Raw genomic sequence first — 18,724 nt, 5'->3', positions numbered from 1 at the left:
GATTATTCAACCCACCAAGTATCTATAGGTAGACCATAATCAGGGCGCACTTCAGGAATTTTAATATGTTTGTGGCGGGCAACCCGATATTCACTTAAATGAAAGTGAGGAATTACATAATGTCCCCATAACAGCACTCGGTCTAAAGCACGGGTAGCAGTAACTAAGCTGTCTCTGTCTTTAGCATTTATTAGCTGTTCAATAAGGGCATCGACCACTGAGTCTTTCACACCAGAAATATTACGACCATCGGGTGAGTGGGCAAATTCAGAATGAAAAAACTCTCGCTGCTCGTTACCCGGTGACAAGCTTTGACCAATCGAAGAAACCACCATGTCGTAATCAAAGCTGCGGAGGCGATTTAGGTATTGGGTCACATCAACCACACGCACATCCATACGAATACCGATTCTTTCTAGGTTTTGTCGCCAAGGTAAAACCACTCGCTCAAAGGAAGAGTCGTGCAAAAGTATTTCAAAACGCAATTGCTCACCCTCTGCATTGACTAGGCGGCGACCATCAATCTTCCAACCTGCTTCACGCAATAAACCTAAAGCTTTACGCGTTTGGTTACGAATATTACCGCTGCCATCGGTCACTGGCAGGCTGTATTCAGTAGCAAAAACTTCTTCAGGCAGTTGTTTAGCAAAAGGCTTTAAAAGTGCTAGTTCTTTGCCTTGAGGTAAACCACTGCTCGCTAATTCGGAATTACTAAAATAGCTTTGCGTACGGGTATATGCACCATGAAATAGCTGCTGATTCGACCATTCAAAATCAAACATTTGGGTTAGTGCTAGACGAACTTTGGGGTCTTTAAACACTTCACGGCGGGTATTAAAGAAAAAACCTTGCATACCGGCTGAGTTTTTATGGGGAATGCTTTCTAAGACTAAATCACCGCTGTTTAAAGCGGGGCTGTTGTAGCCGGTGGCCCAGTTACGGGCAATGTTTTCAAGTCTGAAATCTAATCGTCCGGCTTTAAAGGCTTCCAAGGCAACCGTGGCATCACGGTAATAGTCGTAAATCATATTTTCAATATTATTACGGCCTAGATTAATCGGTAAATTTTCACCCCAATAGTCAGCAACTTTTTGGTAAACAATGCGCCGGCCAGAATCAACGTCTGCAATTTTATATGGGCCACTGCCTAACGGCTTGTCTAAAGAAGGCTGTTTAAAATCACGGTCTTGCCAGTAATGCTTGGGCAGAATAGGAATTTGCCCAATAATCAGCGGCAGTTCACGGTTTTGGTGACTGGCTAGTTCAAAGCGAATGCGCTGCGGGTTAAGTACTTTTATTTCTGTAATATCAGCATAGTAGGCACGGTAAAAAGGCTGGCCTTCTTCACGCAATAATTTAAAAGTAAAAGCAACGTCTTCAGTGGTGACAGGTTTGCCATCATGGAAGCGTGCTTCAGGGCGCAGTTCAAATTCTATCCAATGACCAGCTGGGTCTAGCTGCATGCAACTGGCAAGTAAGCCGTATTCAGTAAAAGGTTCATCCGCTGTGTGGTAGGTAAGGGAGTCATAAATATTGCCCAAACCTACTGCTGCTGTGCCTTGCACTATAAAAGGATTAAAACTATCGAAAGTGCCCTGTGCCGCTTGGCGTAGACTACCGCCTTTGGGTGCTTGAGGGTTAACGTAATCTAGGTGAGCGAAATTAGCCGGGTACTTGGCTTCACCATGCAAACTTAACGCATGGCTGCAAACAGGTGGCTTGCTTGAGGCTAATAAAGGGCTAGCAACAAACAGCAGACCGGGTAATAAGACTAAACAGACCAACTTGCTAAAAGGTTTGCACAAGGTGATTTTTCCCGACATCTGCTGCTCCTTAGCTAAAGCATAAATGAACTTTTTAATTATTGGTTAGCTACTTAAGTATTGAGTATTTTTAGTTGCGTGTTACATCAACGTGCAGGGTTAAGCTTTGGCCTGGCTGTAAATAGCGGCTGGTATTTAAGCTATTCCAGCGGGCAATATCACCCACGCTGACTCTAAAGCGGTTGGCTATATTGGCTAGGTTATCGCCATTACGAACCGTGTAATTCACCTTACGCATCACACTGCGATTATTGGCTTTAGCAAGGGTTTTAGCATTGCTGGCACGCGACCAAATAACCAAGTGTTGCCCTGCTATTAATGGGTCACCGGGTGCCATGCTATTCCAGCTAGCGAGTTCACGTACCGACACACCGTGGCGACGCGCTAAAATCCAGAAACTATCACCCGAACGAACCGTATGATCTATTTTTTGTCCTTTACGCGTTACGTTTTGGCGGCGTTGCTGGCGCTGGTCTTCGCTTAAAGCATATTGACGCGCATCTTGGCTAGGAATAGGAATTAACAACTCATGCCCGGCACGAATAATATCGCCACGCAATTGGTTAGCATCACGAATCATACTGGGTGTGGTATTAAAACGACGTGAAATAGTTAGCAGGCTATCACCCGAATTAACCCGGTAGCGCTGCCAGCTCATGCGTTGCTGAGGTGGTAGGCTTTTTAGGTTTTCGGCAAAAATTTCAGCATTGGCTACCGGCACTAGCAAGCGGTGCGGCCCATCAGGGCTGGTTGCCCACTGGCTAAAGCCAGGGTTCAGCAGGTAAAGCTCATTCATGCTGATATCAGCTAACTCAGCAGCCATGGCTAAATCAACCTGTCCTTGGGTATCTACAGCCGCAAAGTAAGGTCGGTTAGGAATGGAAGTTAGGTTCATGCCATATTCTTCAGGGTCGGCTATCAAACGTGCCAAAGCTATCATTTTAGGTACATAGGCACGGGTTTCAGCATGGAGCTTTAACTCCCAAAAAGTGCCATTACCACCGGCATTACGGTTATGACGTAAAGCACGGTTAACATTACCACCACCCGTATTATAAGAAGCTAAGGCTAGGTGCCAGTCATCAAAGCGGCGGTTTAACTGAGTTAAATAGGTGAGGGCAGCATCGGTAGAAGCGACCAAGTCACGGCGGCCGTCGTACCACCAGTTGTTTTCTAAGCCAAAATGCCGTGCCGTACCAGGAATAAATTGCCACATACCCGAAGCCCGACCATGCGAATAAGCAAAGGGATCATAAGCACTTTCAACGATAGGAAGCAGGGCAAGCTCACCGGGTAAACCGCGGCGCTCTATTTCTTCAATCACATGGAACATATAGCGGCTGGCACGCTTGGCAACTCTGTCCATATATTGTGGGTGGCGACGATACCAGTTCATTTGTGCAATAACGCGTGGGTCATTGCTAGAAATATCTATGGCAAAGTTTTCGCGTAGTCTATCCCACAAATCATATTCAGGCAGGCTCGGCTCTTGCCAAGATCGCCAATCAGCAGCGTTTGCTTCTTTTAATAGCCCTGCAAAACCTAGTTTTTCATCGTAATGACGATAGCTGGTCAAGCTTTGAGTTGAGGAAAGCTGGTTCCAAACCTGCGCAGGTTCGGCTGGTTTAGGGCTACTTTGGGTTGAAAGATTAGATGGCAGACTTTGACAACCTTGTAAAACAAGCAGGCTGCCGGTCGCCAGTGGCAAAAGTAAAGACGACAAGGGGCGAAATAAACGATGAATAGTAAGGCGCATAGGGTATAGGGGTATCTAGTAGGTGTCTTAGTGAAATAGCTAATTTGACGCATTTTAAGCATTAGCTGCAACCTATACAAGTAAACACTAGTTATCTAAAGGTAACTAAGCGGTATCCTTCCATGCTCTTAACAGCTTGAAGGCTTGAGCTGCACCATCAATAGCTACTTCTGGATGACGTTTTTCTAGTGACGCTAAGACTTCTGGTTGGTCTAAACGCAAGAAGGGGTTAGTCGCTAATTCAATACCTAGGTTGGATGGCAAAGTGGGCTTTTGTGCTTCTCTTAGCTTGGTGCAATCAGTCATGCGAGTTTGTAAGGCAGGGTTGTTTGGCTCAACCAACAAAGCAAACTTCAAGTTACTTAGGGTGTATTCATGGGCTGCAAAAACCTGGGTGCTTGCAGGTAAACTGGCTAAGCTTTGTAAGGAAGCTTGCATTTGTTCAGGTGTGCCTTCAAACATACGTCCACAGCCAGCCGCAAACAAAGTGTCGCCACTAAATAATAAGGCTTGCTGCTCGTTTTCAATGAAATAAACGATATGCCCCAGAGTATGACCTGGCACTTCCATGACTTTAACCCTTTCACCTAACAGTTCAAAAGTATCACCTGCTACCAAGGGCTGGGTTAAAGCGGGCAAGCGCTGAGCGTCTTTAGCAAAGCCAACCACCTCAACACCTGGTTTGGCTAAGTCTGCTACACCATCGATATGGTCATAATGATGGTGAGTTAGCAAAATACCTTCTAAGGTTAGGTTTTCCGCTTGTAAATAATTTAAAACAGGCGTGGCATCACCTGGGTCTACCACCCAGCAAGACTTTTGGTTAGGCGCTTTAATTAGCCAAATATAGTTATCGTTAAAAGCATGAATAGGCTGAACTTCAAGCATGGTGTTTTCCTGTTATCAAAGGGTTGCTGTGCTAATCTTGTATGAAGACTCACTTAACTTTACGGCATCGGCTATGCATCTGCAAAATTCAGACACCCAAGCTTTAAAGAATCAAGCAAACAGCTTAACTTGGCAAGCTTGGCAAAAATTTTGGGCTTCGCACCTAGGTAAAGAAGTTTTACGAGTAGAGGCTGAGCTTTTAGCACCTATAATGGAAAGCCTCTGTGGTTACCATGTGCTAAGTCTTGGCTCTTGCTCTTCTAAACACCTGCTAGCAAGCTGTACTATTAAGCATAAAATAGAATGGCGACCCAGTTTTGCTTTGGCTGAACATCCTAGCTGCTTAATTGCTGACCCATCTAAATTACCCTTGCCTAACGATTCTATGGACGTAGTTTTACTGCATCATTCCTTAGAGATTTTTGATCGACCTCATGCACTTTTAAAAGAGGCGGCGAGAGTTACTTTACCAAAAGGGGAAATGTTAATATTAGGCTTTAATCCCTACAGTCTTTGGGGATTGGCAAAAATGCTACCTAAAAGCTTACAAGCAGAGCCACTGGTTGCTTTAAAGTCTGCTGCTTTTATTAGTCAAAATAAACTTCAAGACTGGTTTGAGTTTTTAGATTTAAAACAAGAGGCAGCACAACAGCTATTCCACCGTCCTGTTTGTAACAGTAAAAAACTACTTGTGCGTTTAGCAGACCTAGATCAGCGCCTAGATAAAAAAAATTGGCCCTTAGCAGGCATTTATTTATTAAGAGTAAAAAAACGAGTGGGCAGCCCTTTAAGGCCGCAAAACGTACAAAAAAGTACCCACTGGCTAACCAATCAACCCGTGGCTTCCCCAACCCGAACCAGTTTAAAAACCGAGAAATGATTTGTCAGAAATAAAAGAAAACCCAACCCGAGTTGTTATTTATACTGATGGTGCTTGCAAAGGTAATCCTGGCCGTGGAGGCTGGGGTGCTTTATTACGCTATGGCGAAGTTGAGCGTGAACTCTGGGGTGGCGAAAGCGATACCACCAATAACCGTATGGAGCTGATGGCGGCCATTAAAGCCTTAGAAACTTTAAAGCGCAGCTGCCCTGTCGATTTACATACCGACTCTCAATATGTGCGCCAAGGCATTACCAGCTGGATGCACAACTGGAAGAAAAAAAACTGGAAAACTTCTTCCGGCTCAGCAGTCAAAAATAAAGACCTCTGGCAGCAACTAGATGAACAAGCCAAGCGTCATCAAGTAGAATGGCACTGGGTAAAAGGCCATGCGGGTGATCCAGGTAATGAAGCTGCCGATGACCTAGCTAACCGGGGTGTAACTGACCCTAACCCAACTTTAACCGATTAAAAAGTAAGGCAGTCAGCATGAGGCAAGTTGTACTCGATACAGAAACCACCGGTATAGACCCTAAAGAGGGGCACCGACTAATAGAAATAGGTTGTGTGGAAATGGTAAGCCGCAACCTAACCGGCAAGAATTTCCATGAATACATGAACCCCGAGCGCGAAGTAGATGAGGAAGCTGCTCAGGTGCATGGTTTTACTTGGGAAGACTTAAAAGATAAACCCTTGTTTGCGCAGCTAGCTGACTCGTTTGTAGAGTACATTCAAGGGACAGAACTCATCATTCATAACGCGCCTTTTGATGTGGGCTTTTTAGATAACGAACTAGAAATGCTCAACCAGCAACTAGGAGAGGCACGCTATGGCAAAATTGAAGATTACTGCAAAGTATTCGACACCCTAGCGTTTGCACGTCGTCGCCACCCAGGGCAGCGCAACAGCCTAGATGCTTTGTGTAAGCGTTACAACATAGATAACACTGCACGAACCCTTCACGGCGCATTATTAGACTCAGAAATATTAGCCGACCTTTACCTCACCATGACGGGTGGTCAAACCCGACTACTTTTAGGTGGTGACGAAGACGATGAAATGAGCGGTGTGGTTAGAGATTTAAACTCAACAATCCGCCGTGTAGCTTTTGAAGATCAGCAGAATTTAAGAGTGCAGTTAGCCACTGAAGAAGAGCTAGCAGCCCACCAGGCTAAGCTAGAATTTGTAAGCAAAAAAGCCGGACAAACCAGCCTTTGGCAGCAGATGGAGCAGCAGGATGTGGCACCCCCTACAAGCTGAATTTCCTCAGCAACAACCGCTAGCAGGTTTTTTACGCGGCCCCAGTGAAATACATACGGGCGAAGCTGTCGGTATAGTCACTTGCGGCTCGAGTCGTATTCGTCCAGTTAAAGATTCAGCCAACGGTTGGTTAGAAACAACCTTTTATGACCCAAACAAGCACGCTAAACTCGTGGTTATGGGGCGTAAAGATGGTATGCCTCTTTTATTGCGCCTGGCTAAACCTGGTCAAGCCAAAGCAGAAGATTGGCCTAATTTGCGTAGCTGGCTATTAGAAAGCGATCCTGAAAGCTTCGATTTACTAGCCACGGCAGCAAGCCTAGCTAACTGGCAAGAACAGCACCGTTATTGTGGGCGTTGTGGCTGTAAAACCCAGCCAAGAAATGACGAGTATGCTCATCAATGCCCACGCTGTCATCTACGCCAATACCCCCGAGTTTCACCTTGCATTATTACCCTCGTTTGGCGAGAAGACGCTTTACTTCTAGCGCGTAGCCCACGCTTTGCACCAGGTGTTTACAGCACCCTAGCAGGCTTTATTGAAGCAGGAGAATCAGCTGAACAGGCCTTACACCGTGAAGTTGAAGAAGAGGTGAGTGTAAAAATTGGTAACTTCAAATATTTAGGCAGCCAATCTTGGCCTTTCCCTAATTCTTTAATGTTAGGTTATTGGGCAGAATACCAAGGCGGTGATATTGCTTTTGATGGTATTGAAATAGAAGATGCCCAGTGGTATCCCTTTGATCAGCTGCCCGAACTCCCTGCAAAAGCCTCTATTTCACGCTATTTAATCGACTCTTTTTTAAGGTGGAAGGGCGTTAATAGCTAGGAAACCTTGCGAATAGGAAACCTCATGTCACAACTTTTACGCATTATCTTGATTCATACCCACCTACCTGGGGTGGTTGAAATTCAAATGGATCAACACACCAACATTTGTGGTACTAACGCTTCGGGCAAAACTACCCTACAAAGGCTAGTGCCAGTATTTTTTGGTGAGCTACCCAACCGAGTTGTGCCCAAAACACGTAAAAAGTTTGATGAGTTTTATCTGCCTTTTAGTAATAGTTACTTAGTTTATGAATATCAGCGTGAAGCTGGCGAAATTTGCCAAGTGGTGCTTACGCGTAAAAGTGAAGGTGGCTTAGATTACCGCTTTGTCGGCGCTCCCTACACCAGTGAAAGCTACCTAGAAGAAACCCAAGACGGCATAAAAGCTTATAGCTATGCAGATTGGGCAAGTAAAATGCGCCAAACCCTGCCAGGCAAACTATCGCCTAAAATTAGCGCTACTAGCGAATACCGCAGCATTATTCAAAACGATGCCGCTGCAATTAAGGGCAGTAATAGCGAAAGCCTAAAGTTAAGACGCTTAGCAGCCAGCTTTAGCTTGGTAAGTGGTAGCCATAAGCTGCGCCATATAGAAAAGCTAGTCAGTGCGGTGCATGCTAAAGAAGGCAAAATGGACACCTTAAAGTCTATGCTGGCAGCCATATTTGAAGAAGACGGAGTCACCCTGCCTACAACACGGGTTAGAAACACCAAAGCGCGTGAATGGATACAAGACATGCGCCAATCCATGAAGTTGGCTCAATTAGAAAAAGACTTTGACCAGTTAACAAAACTAGCTCAAGCACTAACCTATATCGAAGCACAGCTAGCTGCACTAGAGCCGCTATTAAGAGAAGACCAAGCTACCCAAAAGCTAGAACGAGCCGATAACGAAGAAAAATCTAATCAGCTAGCTGGGCAGCTTAATCAGCTTAAAAATGCATTTGAAGAACAAGAAACAGAACTGAACAGCCAGCTGAGTAAAAATAACCAAGATTTAGAAGAAATCTCCCTGCGCTTAAATCGTATTCAAAGCCTTTATGAAAACTACGAAGCGCAGGATATGCCTCAGTTAAAAATAGACACAGAAGCCCTGCCTTTATGGCGAGAAGACCTGGCTAGATTAGAAGAACATTACCAGTTAATAGCTGAGCAGCACGACGATTTAGAACGCCAACTTGAGCAACATAAACTTAAGCTAGCAGAAGACCTAGAGCGTTTAAGTCAGCAGCAAAACGCTAAAGCTAAGCAGCTATTAGCTCAAAAAGAACAAGTAAGAGAAGCACAAGACACCAAGCTGGCTAGCCTAGACCAGAACTTTCAAAACCGTTATCAAACCCAACAAAACCTTTTTGCTGAACAGCTAGCAGCCAGTAAAAGTGAACTAGCAGTATTAAAAAATGAGCTTAACCGCTCTAGCCTTACTCAAGAAGAAGTAGATGAGCTAGATCAGGCAGAAATGCGCCTAGAGCAAGCGCAAATCCAAGCTCAGCAACTAAGTCAGCAACTACAAAATTTACAAGATCAAAAACGCCTAGCTCTAGAAGAACGTAACCAGGCAGACCAACAACTGGTTAAACAGAGAAAAGCTCACCAATTAGCTGAACTAGACCTCCAACACCTACATAAACAGCTAACCCCAGAGCAGGGTAGCTTGCGTCATTTCTTACGCCTGCATTATTCAGGCTGGGAATACAGCCTAGGCAAAGTGCTAGATGAAAGCCTTTTAGACAGACAAGACTTACAGCCCAGTTTAACCGAGTTAACGACTAACCTCTATGGCCTTAACCTAGACTTAAATGCACTGGACCTACCTGACTACGCACAAGATGAAACAGCCATTAAACTGCGAATTAAAACCGCAGAAGAAAAGCTAGAAGAAGTCAAACAGCAAAAAACACTAGCAGAAAAGCACCTTCAAACCAGCCATGAAGCCTTTGAAAAGATCAGCGCCTGGGTTGACCAAGCAGAATGGAAATACCGTGAAGCCAACCAAAACATTGACTATGCGCGAGATGCTAGAGATAGATTAAAAGCTCAACAAGCCAAGCTAACCAGCCAGCGACAAGATAAAATTCGTCAAGAAATTAACACACAAGAAGCACAGCTAGCAGCTTTAAGTGAGCAGCAGCAACAAGACTTGCAAGCCATGAATCAAGATCATCAAGCGCAACGCTTAGAACTCAAGTCAGACTGGCAAACCGAGCTAAACAACCTAGATGAACAACTAGCCCAGCAAGAAGCACAATTAGAAGCTAAACGTCAAGCAAACAAAACTCAGCTAAAAGAATTAGAGCAAGCCTTTGCCGACGAACTGAGTGCTAAGGGCATAGACACCAATCAATTTAATCAATTAAAAGAACGCCAAAACCAATTGCACAAGGCAATTAAACAGGTTGAAGGTCGCCAAGACGAACTCAATAACTGGCTAGAGTTTATGCAGCTCGACTGGCAAAAAAGACGACCAGAACTCTTAGAGCAAGAAACCCAGCAAAAGCATCAGTTAAGAGCGTTAAACCAACAGCTAGAACAACTGAAAAGCACCTACACAAGTCAGCGCAAAAACTTAGCAGCAGAGCAGCAAGCTTTAAAGCAAAAAATACAAGAAGCAGACAACCTAATGAGTCAGCTAAGGCCTTTATTAGCTAGCCTAGCAGATTTAAACCTAATGCAAGTGGTGCCAGCGCAACTAGCAGAAACCTCAGGCATAGAAGAACGCCTTGCACGCACAGCAGAGGCATTAAAAGACCTAAGCCAACAAGACCAAGTGTTAAACAAACGCTTTGAAGATTTTGAGCGACTACTAAGCCAAGATGCTGGCGCAGACTTTTTAAACCGCTTTGAAGAAGAAAAAAATAACCTAGCTAGGGATGCTACTAAACGCCAACAACTCCCCATTCTGGTTAACCTGCTGCACATTTTAAAAGACCAGCAACAGCAGCTTTTAGATATGGGCGAAAACATAGGCGGTGATCTAAAAAAATTCTTTACCGTATTTAATGATATTAACCGCCGTATAGCCCAACAAAGTCGTCGTTTAAGTGAAGCCGTTACTGACGATCTAGAATTAAGCGGTATTAGCAAATCTGAAGTTAAAATACTTTCAACCATTGATGAACTAGGTTTTTGGCAGCCACTCAAACGCTTTGCTAAACGCTACGATGACTGGCAACGCTCAGGCAAAGAACTACCCACCGATGACTACCTTAATGCCCTTGCAGATGTGGTAGAGCTGATTCGCTCAGATGAGCAGTATTCAATAGAGTCCCTGTTAAGACTAGAACTACACCTAAGTGAAGGTGGTTCTGACCTAGTCATTAAAAATGATCGCCAACTACTTGAATCGTCGAGTCATGGCATGGCCTATTTAATTTTGTGTAAGTACCTACTAGCCTTTACTCGTTTGCTTAGAGGTAAGGCAGAAGTAACCCTTCATTGGCCGATAGATGAAATTGGTACTCTGGCCTATCACAATGTTGAAAAGCTCTTTCAAGCCTGTAGCAAAAATCGAATAGTGATAATGGGCGCCTTTCCTAATGCAGAATCTGATGTTTTAATGCTTTTTCAACACCGTTATTTAATTGAAAACAGTCAGCTAAAACGCATTCAGCCCCCCGTTAACCGCTTGGCAGAATTACTGGCCAGTAAACGCAAGGAGGAAAGCTAATGCTAGAACAAGGTCCACTTATTGAACGCCTATTAGCAGGCGACTTTATTTGCGAAGTTAATGATAGCGATGCTCACCGCCGTTTAAGTGATGAGCAACTACAAGAAAAGCTGAATCATTATTTACGTCCTTTAAACCGTCGTTTAGCAAGTAATGATGATCAAAGTGTTTACTTCCTTGCTTATCAAGAGCTTACCCAGCCCGCAAGAGAGCAGCTAGCCAGCCAATTTGCTTTAACCATTCAATCTTTGTTGCCCATTTTAGAGTGGATGCAGCTTATTCAAGAAACCCTAGGAAGGGATACAGCATTAACTGCTGGAGACACTCTGCAGCTTCAAGAGTTTATTTTAAAAACAGAAGATAACCACGGATTAAGGCAGCGCTTTAACCAACTAGCCACCGACCGTTTTTTTAACAGTAAAAGTGAAGCCCTAGACCTACAGGTAAAGCTAGTATTTAACCGTTTAAAAGAACATGGCTACCTTCTTCAGCCGCACAGTGATCGTCAGTACTACAAAATTACTGGCAAAATAGATTACCTGATGGACATCATTCGGTTTATTCGTGACGAAGAACAGCTACCCCTGACCGATGAACCAACGCAAGAGGAGCTCATTTAATGAGCGAGGTGAATGCAACCCTAACCTCTAACCTCTTTGCTTTAGGCTCAGAACGCCTAGCACTTTTAGGCAAACACCATAAAGTGCTGATGCAAGCCTATTTAGATGGTTTTATTGATGAAACAGCAGTGAAGGATAACGCCCTAAAAAGCTTAATGGCGGCAAGAATTTTATGGCGACCCGATGAGCAACATCCACTTATTTTACGGCCATTAGTGAGCGAACTAATAGCCAGCATGGTAGCCGATGAAAGTCGCCGCCAAGTAAATGCCGATGTGGCAGAAAAGCTAGAGCAAATTCATAACCGAGTAGAAGCCTATAAAGAAGCTCAGCACCGTGGCGATTACCTAATTGCAGAAGCCCAGTTGCAACGCTTAACAGAACAAGTGCACGACCTAAGCGGCCAGTTTGAAGAAGCCATAGATAGCTTATGGAATAGGTTAAACGGTGACTTTGGCTTTGTGAGCAGCCTAAAAGATAAAATTCGTGAAAATCAAAGAGCCCAGCAACAACTTAGACGCTTGCTAGATGGTTTAGAATTGATCGACTTTAGCCAGTTAATTGAACTTGCTGAGGGCAATAGCCAATTAAGAAAACTACTGGTTAGCCAGTTACAGCAACAAACTAGCGCCCATCACAGCAGCTTACTAGAAGTACAAAAGCGCCTAGTTGCTCTACTCGCTAAGTTTAGACAGCAGCAAGCTAAGTCTTTACTAATTAACAATATGGTTGCTTATTTACGCCAGCACCCTGGTTATAAGCCTGCTAATTACCCCCAACGAACCCAAGTACCTAAGCTATTTAACCAAGCTGCGGCTATTATTCCTGCAGCGGGTATAGCCTTAGACAAAGCCAGTGATCGCCAGCAACTTAGCTATTTGGTTCACCAGTTAGCAAAAACAAGCAGGCAGCCGCAAGAAGATCAGCAAGCAGCTAGTTTTATTGATGATCAGCTGCAAGAAGACCAAGAAGTAGCCGCTCGGCAAATAGCACTAAAGCAAGATGTAGAAGACTTTTATCTCTATGTTGTAGAACAAAACAAACCAGTGAGTGCTTACCACTACCTAGAGACAAAACAACTAGCTTGGGATAGTGAAATCTGGCTTTATCAAGTTATTGCCGACTATGAGTCTTTACCCAAAACAGTGCAAAGCCTATTACGATTAACTAAAAAAGAAGCAGAGGTGTCAGCATATAATCAGCTTAGACTGATAAGTGACCTTCACCTAGAGAGTTTAAGCTAATGCTTAACCAGCCGCTTTCAGCTCGCGCTCAGGCTTGGTTACGCAAGCAAGAAGCTGACCTTAAGGCTTTGGGAAGTAAGCGGATTAAAACCAAACAGCAAGCGGCGCAAGAAGTTTTAAGCTGGTGCCAAGAACAGGATTTGATCGCTGCTAATAGCTTACAACTAGTAGAAGTTAAACTAGATAAACCCTTGTTAAACCGTATTGCAGAAACCCAACAAGAGCTAGAGCAAACCAGTTTTAGAGAAGATTTAAGTAACAAAACCCGTTTAGAGCAAGCGGTGTTAAGCAACCAAGAACAAAAAAGATTAGGGCACACACCTAGGCATAACCGCCTTTTAATACGTTTAGCTCAACCCTTACCTACAGGTTTTAATGTTTCTGCGCAGTTTTTAGATTTAAGATTAGAGGAGTTAGATTTAAGCAAATTTACTAGATTGCTGGTCGTTGAAAACCTAGATTGTTTTTATGAACTAGAAAAGTTTGCTGTTACAGAAACGCCAGAACAGCTAGTGGTTTACCGTGGTGATAAGACTTCTAGCCAAGGCTCTAAAGCACTGCGCAAAGCTTGGTTAGCGGCTAACAAACCCGCTTACTACTTTGGTGACTTTGATCCAGCAGGAGTGAAAATAGCCCTAGCAGGGAAGACTTACCAAAGCATGTTACTGCCTAAGCTTGATGTGCTTCAAAAAATGGCTTCAGCAGCCATACTACCGAATGAGCAGCTTAAGTATTTACCCAACCTAGCTAAACAAACCAATTTAACGCCAGAATTTCAAAACTACTGCCAAACCCTGCACGAGCTCAAAGCGCTAAGGCAACAAGCTATGCAGGGAATGGATTTAGTGGCAGTGGATATATTTAAGCCTTAGGCGCTTTTTTTAGCTTTAACTTTTAAACCAATACTCACTTCAATTGGTTCTAGTGGTCGGCAGCAGCAGGGCAGAATTTCATTTTTATTAAGGTGAGCTAGAGGGGTTGTTTCATAATGAACACTACCCGAGTGCAGAGTTACACGGCAGGAACCGCAGTAACCACTGCGGCACTGGTACTCAACCTGGTGGCCGGTACGCTCTAATCCTTCTAGGAGGGTTTCTGAAGGGGCTAGCTGAAAGGCTAGCTCTTCAGTACTGACTTGTATCGCTTTTTTCATATTACAGCTCAAAATCGCCTAAATCATCGGCGGATATTTCAGAGTCAATTTGCCCAACTAAGTAAGAGCTTACTTCTACTTCTTGGGGGGCAACTTGCACATTGTCAGAAACTAGCCAAGCGTTTATCCAAGGAATGGGGTTTTGGGTAGCTTTTTCAAAAATGGGCTCTAGGCCAACAGCATCCATACGGTGGTTAGTAATGTATTCAATGTATTGGTCTAAAATGCCTTTATTAAGGCCAATCATAGAGCCGTCTCTGAAAAGGTATTCGGCCCATTCTTTTTCTTGCTGAGCAGCATGCCTAAAAATTTCAATGCTTTCTTCGCGACAAGAGCGGGCTACTTCAGCCATTTCTGGGTCATCTTTGCCTTCTTGCATAATATTAATGATGTGCTGTGTACCGGTTAGGTGCAGGGCTTCATCACGGGCAATTAGGCGAATAATTTTGGCATTACCTTCCATTAAACGGCGTTCTGCAAAGGCAAAAGAGCAAGCAAAACTAACATAAAAGCGTATGGCTTCTAGTACGTTAACGCTCATCATGCACAGATAAAGTTTACGCTTTAGCTCAAATAAATTAACTTGATGCGTTTCGCCGTTAACTGTATGCGTGCCTGCACCTAGCTTGGTGTAAAGCAGGGTGTATTGAATTAAATCGTCGTAATGTTTGGATATGTCAGTTGCACGTTCAATTATATGCTGGTTACGCATAATGTCGTCAAAAACCACGGCTGGGTCATTCACTATATTACGAATAATGTGTGTATAAGAGCGTGAGTGGATAGTTTCTGAGAAAGACCAAGTTTCTATCCAGGTTTCTAGCTCGGGTATAGACACTAGCGGTAAAAAAGCTACGTTAGGGCTGCGACCTTGAATAGAATCTAAAAGTGTTTGGTATTTTAGATTACTAATGAAAATATGCTTTTCATGCTCTGGCAAATTGCGGTAATCACTTCTGTCTTGTGACACGTCGACTTCTTCTGGTCGCCAGAAAAATGAAAGCTGCTTTTCAATGAGCTTTTCAAAAATGGGGTATTTTTGTTGGTCGTAACGAGCAACATTAACAGGTCGCCCAAAAAACATAGGTTCTTTGAGTTGATCATTATCAGCTAGTGAAAAAGTACTGTATTTCATTATTTTTTACCCTTAAATCTTGCAGGCACCGCCAGCACAATCATCATCTATATCGCTTTGGCTATCATCTGCACCATCGCGCGTGTTTTGGTAATAGAGTGTTTTTAAACCAAATTTATAGGCAGTTAATAGGTCTTTTAATAGTTGCTGCATAGGTACACGACCACCTTCAAAGCGCTGGGGGTCGTAGTTGGTGTTGGCTGAAATGGCCTGGTCTACAAACTTTTGCATGATGCCCACTAGGTGTAAATACCCTTCGTTGTTAGGCATGCTCCATAGTAGTTCGTAGTTATCTTTTAGCTCTTCATAGCCTGGTACTACTTGTTTAAGAATGCCGTCTTTAGACTGCTTAATGGTAACTAGGCCACGCGGTGGTTCTATACCATTGGTAGCATTAGAAATTTGGCTAGAGGTTTCTGAAGGCATTAACGAAGACAGGGTCGAGTTACGCAGGCCATGTTTAACTATATCGGCACGTAATGTTTCCCAGTCTAAATGCAGGGGTTCTTGGCAAATGTTATCTAAATCTTTTTTGTAGGTATCTATAGGTAAGATGCCTTGCGCATAGGTGGTTTCATTAAACGCAGTACAAGGGCCAAATTCTTTAGACAGGTTGTTGGAAGCTTTTAGTAGGTAATACTGAATGGCTTCAAAGGTTTTGTGGGTGAGCGCATTGGCTGAACCGTCTGAATACTTAAGGCCGTTTTTAGCTAGGTAGTAGGCAAAGTTAATAACACCTACACCCAAGGTGCGGCGCTTCATAGTGGCATTACGCGCTGCTTCAATGGGGTAGTCTTGGTAGGTGAGTAGTGAATCTAGCGCACGTACCGTTAGGTCAGCTAATTCTTCTAGTTCGTCTAGGCTTTCTAATGCACCTAAGTTGAAGGCAGATAAGGTACATAGAGCAATTTCTTTATCAGCGTCGTTAATGTTGTTTAACGGGCTAGTGGGTAAAGCAATTTCTAAGCAGAGGTTAGACTGGCGTATAGGTGCAACGCGTGGGTCAAACGGACTGTGCGTATTGCAGTGGTCGACGTTCTGAATATAAATACGCCCTGTGCTGGCACGCTCTTGCATCATTAATGAAAAGAGTTCGCTAGCTGGTAGGCTGCGTTTGGTTATATTTTTATCTTGTTCGTATTGCACATAAAGGCGCTCAAACTCATCTTGGTCTTCAAAGAAAGCATCGTAAAGACCAGGCACTTCATGGGGTGAGAAAAGCGTGATATTGCCATTTTTAATGAGACGCTGATACATCAGCTTGTTGAGCTGAACACCATAGTCCATGTGACGAACTCGGTTTTCTTCAACGCCGCGGTTATTTTTTAACACTAGAAGTGATTCGACTTCTAAATGCCACATAGGGTAGAAAAGTGTGGCTGCACCACCGCGCACACCACCTTGTGAGCAAGACTTAACTGCTGCCTGGAAGAGTTTGAAGAAGGGAATGCAGCCTGTGTGCTGTGCTTCACCACCACGAATAGGGCTGCCAATGGCACGAATACGCCCTGCATTGATACCTATACCTGCGCGTAGTGAAACGTACTTAACGATGGCAGAGGTGGTGGCGCTGATGGAATCTAGGCTGTCATCACATTCTATTAGTACGCAAGAACTAAACTGGCGTGAAGGGGTGCGAACACCGGCCATAATGGGCGTGGGTAGTGAAATTTTAAACAGTGAGATAGCATCGTAAAAACGCTTAACATAGTCTAAGCGGGTTGCCTTAGGGTAGTCAGCAAACAAGCACATACCTATAAGCATGTAGAGCATTTGTGGGCTTTCATAGACTTCTTTAGTGACGCGGTTTTGTACTAGGTATTTGCCTTCTAACTGTTTAATGGCAGCATAAGAGAAGTTGAGGTCACGGTTATGGTCTAGGTAGTCGTTGAGCGAATCAAAATCTGCTTGATCGTAATCACGCAGAATATGGCTGTCATAACGGTTTTCTTGCGTTAGTTTGGTGACCTGATCAAACAAATGGGGGGGTGTAAACCTGCCATAAGCGATTTTGCGTAGGTGAAAAACGGATAAGCGTGCAGCTAGGTATTGGTAGTCGGGAGTGTCTTCAGATATTAAGTCGGCAGCTGCTTTAATAATGGTTTCGTGAATGTCTTTAGTACGAATACCGTTGTAGAACTGAATGTGCGACTTGAGCTCTACCTGCGAGACGGAGACATTTTTTAAACCCATAGCAGCCCAGTCAAGCACTCGATGAATCTTGTCTAAATCAATCGGTTCTTGGCGACCATCGCGCTTGGTAACTTTTATGGAATTAAAGTCTGTCATAGATAAGTCCTTCGAGTGTTTTTTTGTAACTTGGCTTGAAGTTTTCCGAGCGCTGATGTATGTGCTCTGATATTGGATAACACATTATATAGTGTTATTTTTTAAAGTGAAGCGCGATATAGAGTGGGGAAAGTGAAATGGGTGTCTGTAGGTGGCTGCATTCACTTTGTTCTATTCTGTAAGCTAGATGCTATCAGCTCTTAAAGAATTTCAAGTGGAAAAGCTAAAAAAAAACTAAATTTTAAGTTGATTTTTTAACTATTTTGTACGCTGATATTGATAGGTGTAATTATGCAGCAACTAGAGTTTTTTGAAATTCCTAGTCCTTGCATAGGCGTATGTGAGGTTAACAATAGAGGCTATTGCAAAGGTTGCTTTCGTTCTCGAGAAGAGCGTCTTTATTGGCTGAAGTTGAGCGCTATAGATAAACGCAAGGTAGTTCGCCTGTGCCAGCAGCGTAAGCTGCGGGTAATGCGTGCTAGAGCACAGGCTTTAAAGGATGAAAGTTTAACGGAAGAAGCTGAAGTACAGTCGAATTTATTTTAAGTATTATTAGCGAGTGCACTCGGCAGTAAATTCTTCTTCTAGGTGAGTTAGCTTAAGTGAATTTTTGCTAAGACTATTAATAATAAATTCATCTTCACTTTGCATTTCTTGTAGATCGTTCATATCCATAATGCCAGCATCATGCATTTGTTGTGCAAGTGGGCTGTTGGGTGTCATATTGGTGTTTTCTGTTTTTATAATTAGGCGTTTAGGCTGAGTTATCCAGCTACCACTGCCTTCAAAAAGGTAGTTGAGGGTGTCGCCACCAAACATCTGCTTCATTTCTGGCATATTAAATTCTATTTCCATGCTGCCATCTAGCGTAAAGTTGCGCTGGGCAGTAAAAAGCTGAATATAGTTAACCGTTAGGGTTAAGCCTTCTTCTGGCTCTAGTTTTTGGGTGCAGCGCCACTCGCCAACCAGCATTTGGGCTGTGCTACTATCTTTAGCTACAGCTGGTTGAGTTAGTAATAATAAGGAAAGAGCAAGGGCGAAGAGTATTTTTTTCATAAGATCAACAACTCGATAGGTTTTGTGTTTCAACTAGTTTTACCACTGGTTGAGGTTTATTTCCAGCAGGGTAAATTTAAAAACTGCTAGCTTTTAGCCAAGTTAACTTTTAGCCTTTTACT

The 18,724-nt window shown here is 43.6% G+C and carries 16 protein-coding genes; 9 read left to right on the top strand and 7 right to left on the bottom strand.

What is annotated here, in order from left to right; translation table 11 throughout:
• Nucleotides 1-2 precede the first annotated feature (2 nt).
• The 3 genes from BP27_RS0103470 to gloB form a co-directional block, all read right to left on the bottom strand.
• A complete protein-coding gene (locus BP27_RS0103470) occupies nucleotides 3-1,823 on the bottom strand; it encodes an extracellular solute-binding protein (RefSeq protein ID WP_027850362.1) in 1,821 nt (606 codons plus the stop codon).
• Between the two features lie 70 nt (nucleotides 1,824-1,893).
• On the bottom strand, nucleotides 1,894-3,579 hold the full coding sequence (locus BP27_RS0103465) for a lytic transglycosylase (protein WP_084324495.1): 1,686 nt from the start codon (nucleotides 3,577-3,579) through the stop codon (nucleotides 1,894-1,896).
• A 105-nt stretch (nucleotides 3,580-3,684) separates the two neighbouring features.
• Nucleotides 3,685-4,467: a hydroxyacylglutathione hydrolase gene (gloB, locus tag BP27_RS0103460; RefSeq protein WP_027850360.1), complete on the bottom strand. Its 783-nt coding sequence runs from the start codon at nucleotides 4,465-4,467 to the stop codon at nucleotides 3,685-3,687.
• 28 nt (nucleotides 4,468-4,495) lie between these two features.
• On the opposite strand from gloB, the gene BP27_RS16660 reads away from it, so the two are divergent.
• The 8 genes from BP27_RS16660 to BP27_RS0103420 are packed head-to-tail and all read left to right on the top strand — an operon-like array spanning nucleotide 4,496 to nucleotide 13,841.
• Nucleotides 4,496-5,347, top strand: a complete 852-nt coding sequence (locus BP27_RS16660) for a class I SAM-dependent methyltransferase (RefSeq protein WP_160169813.1) — start codon at nucleotides 4,496-4,498, stop codon at nucleotides 5,345-5,347.
• 1 nt (nucleotide 5,348) lies between these two features.
• Nucleotides 5,349-5,819, top strand: a complete 471-nt coding sequence (gene rnhA / locus BP27_RS0103450; protein ID WP_051610232.1) for a ribonuclease HI — start codon at nucleotides 5,349-5,351, stop codon at nucleotides 5,817-5,819.
• A gap of 17 nt (nucleotides 5,820-5,836) precedes the next feature.
• Nucleotides 5,837-6,607, top strand: coding sequence for a DNA polymerase III subunit epsilon (dnaQ, locus tag BP27_RS0103445; RefSeq protein ID WP_027850358.1), 771 nt, complete (start codon nucleotides 5,837-5,839; stop codon nucleotides 6,605-6,607).
• Nucleotides 6,585-7,436, top strand: coding sequence for an NAD(+) diphosphatase (gene nudC, locus BP27_RS0103440; RefSeq protein WP_027850357.1), 852 nt, complete (start codon nucleotides 6,585-6,587; stop codon nucleotides 7,434-7,436). The genes dnaQ and nudC overlap by 23 nt, the downstream gene beginning before the upstream one ends.
• 24 nt (nucleotides 7,437-7,460) lie before the next feature.
• Complete coding sequence (locus BP27_RS0103435) at nucleotides 7,461-11,105, top strand: ATP-binding protein (RefSeq protein WP_027850356.1); 3,645 nt, start codon at nucleotides 7,461-7,463, stop codon at nucleotides 11,103-11,105.
• A complete protein-coding gene (locus BP27_RS0103430; protein ID WP_027850355.1) occupies nucleotides 11,105-11,725 on the top strand; it encodes a hypothetical protein in 621 nt (206 codons plus the stop codon). Before BP27_RS0103435 ends, BP27_RS0103430 begins: the two co-directional genes overlap by 1 nt.
• On the top strand, nucleotides 11,725-12,969 hold the full coding sequence (locus tag BP27_RS0103425; protein ID WP_027850354.1) for a hypothetical protein: 1,245 nt from the start codon (nucleotides 11,725-11,727) through the stop codon (nucleotides 12,967-12,969). Before BP27_RS0103430 ends, BP27_RS0103425 begins: the two co-directional genes overlap by 1 nt.
• On the top strand, nucleotides 12,969-13,841 hold the full coding sequence (locus BP27_RS0103420; RefSeq protein WP_027850353.1) for a DUF7281 domain-containing protein: 873 nt from the start codon (nucleotides 12,969-12,971) through the stop codon (nucleotides 13,839-13,841). Before BP27_RS0103425 ends, BP27_RS0103420 begins: the two co-directional genes overlap by 1 nt.
• On the opposite strand, the gene yfaE is transcribed toward BP27_RS0103420, so the two are convergent.
• From yfaE to nrdA, 3 genes are read right to left on the bottom strand one after another with little or no spacing between them, the layout of a single operon-like run.
• Nucleotides 13,838-14,122, bottom strand: coding sequence for a class I ribonucleotide reductase maintenance protein YfaE (gene yfaE, locus BP27_RS0103415; RefSeq protein ID WP_036239282.1), 285 nt, complete (start codon nucleotides 14,120-14,122; stop codon nucleotides 13,838-13,840). The two genes, BP27_RS0103420 and yfaE, sit on opposite strands and share 4 nt — an antisense overlap.
• A 1-nt stretch (nucleotide 14,123) precedes the next feature.
• A complete protein-coding gene (nrdB, locus tag BP27_RS0103410) occupies nucleotides 14,124-15,257 on the bottom strand; it encodes a class Ia ribonucleoside-diphosphate reductase subunit beta (protein WP_027850351.1) in 1,134 nt (377 codons plus the stop codon).
• Between the two features lie 12 nt (nucleotides 15,258-15,269).
• A complete protein-coding gene (gene nrdA / locus BP27_RS0103405; protein ID WP_027850350.1) occupies nucleotides 15,270-17,546 on the bottom strand; it encodes a class 1a ribonucleoside-diphosphate reductase subunit alpha in 2,277 nt (758 codons plus the stop codon).
• 291 nt (nucleotides 17,547-17,837) lie between these two features.
• Between nrdA and BP27_RS0103400 the strand changes: the two genes are divergently transcribed.
• Entirely contained in the window at nucleotides 17,838-18,092 is a 255-nt protein-coding gene (locus tag BP27_RS0103400; RefSeq protein WP_027850349.1) for a DUF1289 domain-containing protein, read from the top strand.
• Nucleotides 18,093-18,098: 6 nt separating this feature from the next.
• On the opposite strand, the gene BP27_RS0103395 is transcribed toward BP27_RS0103400, so the two are convergent.
• On the bottom strand, nucleotides 18,099-18,635 hold the full coding sequence (locus BP27_RS0103395) for a hypothetical protein (protein WP_150112016.1): 537 nt from the start codon (nucleotides 18,633-18,635) through the stop codon (nucleotides 18,099-18,101).
• Nucleotides 18,636-18,724: the final 89 nt, after the last annotated feature.

Origin of the sequence: Marinospirillum insulare DSM 21763 (assembly GCF_000686905.1) — a bacterium.
Classification (GTDB): domain Bacteria; phylum Pseudomonadota; class Gammaproteobacteria; order Pseudomonadales; family Halomonadaceae; genus Marinospirillum; species Marinospirillum insulare.
The sequence above is the reverse complement of the archived record's forward strand: the minus strand, read 5'-3'. Positions and strand labels throughout refer to the sequence as shown.

Bases quoted from the DNA above. Each gene is read 5' to 3' on its own strand.
- BP27_RS0103470 (WP_027850362.1), bottom strand. From the start codon at position 1,823: ATGTCGGGAAAAATCACCTTGTGCAAACCTTTTAGCAAGTTGGTCTGT.
- BP27_RS0103465 (WP_084324495.1), bottom strand. From the start codon at position 3,579: ATGCGCCTTACTATTCATCGTTTATTTCGCCCCTTGTCGTCTTTACTT.
- gloB (WP_027850360.1), bottom strand. From the start codon at position 4,467: ATGCTTGAAGTTCAGCCTATTCATGCTTTTAACGATAACTATATTTGG.
- dnaQ (WP_027850358.1), top strand. From the start codon at position 5,837: ATGAGGCAAGTTGTACTCGATACAGAAACCACCGGTATAGACCCTAAA.
- nudC (WP_027850357.1), top strand. From the start codon at position 6,585: ATGTGGCACCCCCTACAAGCTGAATTTCCTCAGCAACAACCGCTAGCA.
- BP27_RS0103435 (WP_027850356.1), top strand. From the start codon at position 7,461: ATGTCACAACTTTTACGCATTATCTTGATTCATACCCACCTACCTGGG.
- BP27_RS0103430 (WP_027850355.1), top strand. From the start codon at position 11,105: ATGCTAGAACAAGGTCCACTTATTGAACGCCTATTAGCAGGCGACTTT.
- BP27_RS0103425 (WP_027850354.1), top strand. From the start codon at position 11,725: ATGAGCGAGGTGAATGCAACCCTAACCTCTAACCTCTTTGCTTTAGGC.
- BP27_RS0103420 (WP_027850353.1), top strand. From the start codon at position 12,969: ATGCTTAACCAGCCGCTTTCAGCTCGCGCTCAGGCTTGGTTACGCAAG.
- yfaE (WP_036239282.1), bottom strand. From the start codon at position 14,122: ATGAAAAAAGCGATACAAGTCAGTACTGAAGAGCTAGCCTTTCAGCTA.
- nrdB (WP_027850351.1), bottom strand. From the start codon at position 15,257: ATGAAATACAGTACTTTTTCACTAGCTGATAATGATCAACTCAAAGAA.
- nrdA (WP_027850350.1), bottom strand. From the start codon at position 17,546: ATGACAGACTTTAATTCCATAAAAGTTACCAAGCGCGATGGTCGCCAA.
- BP27_RS0103400 (WP_027850349.1), top strand. From the start codon at position 17,838: ATGCAGCAACTAGAGTTTTTTGAAATTCCTAGTCCTTGCATAGGCGTA.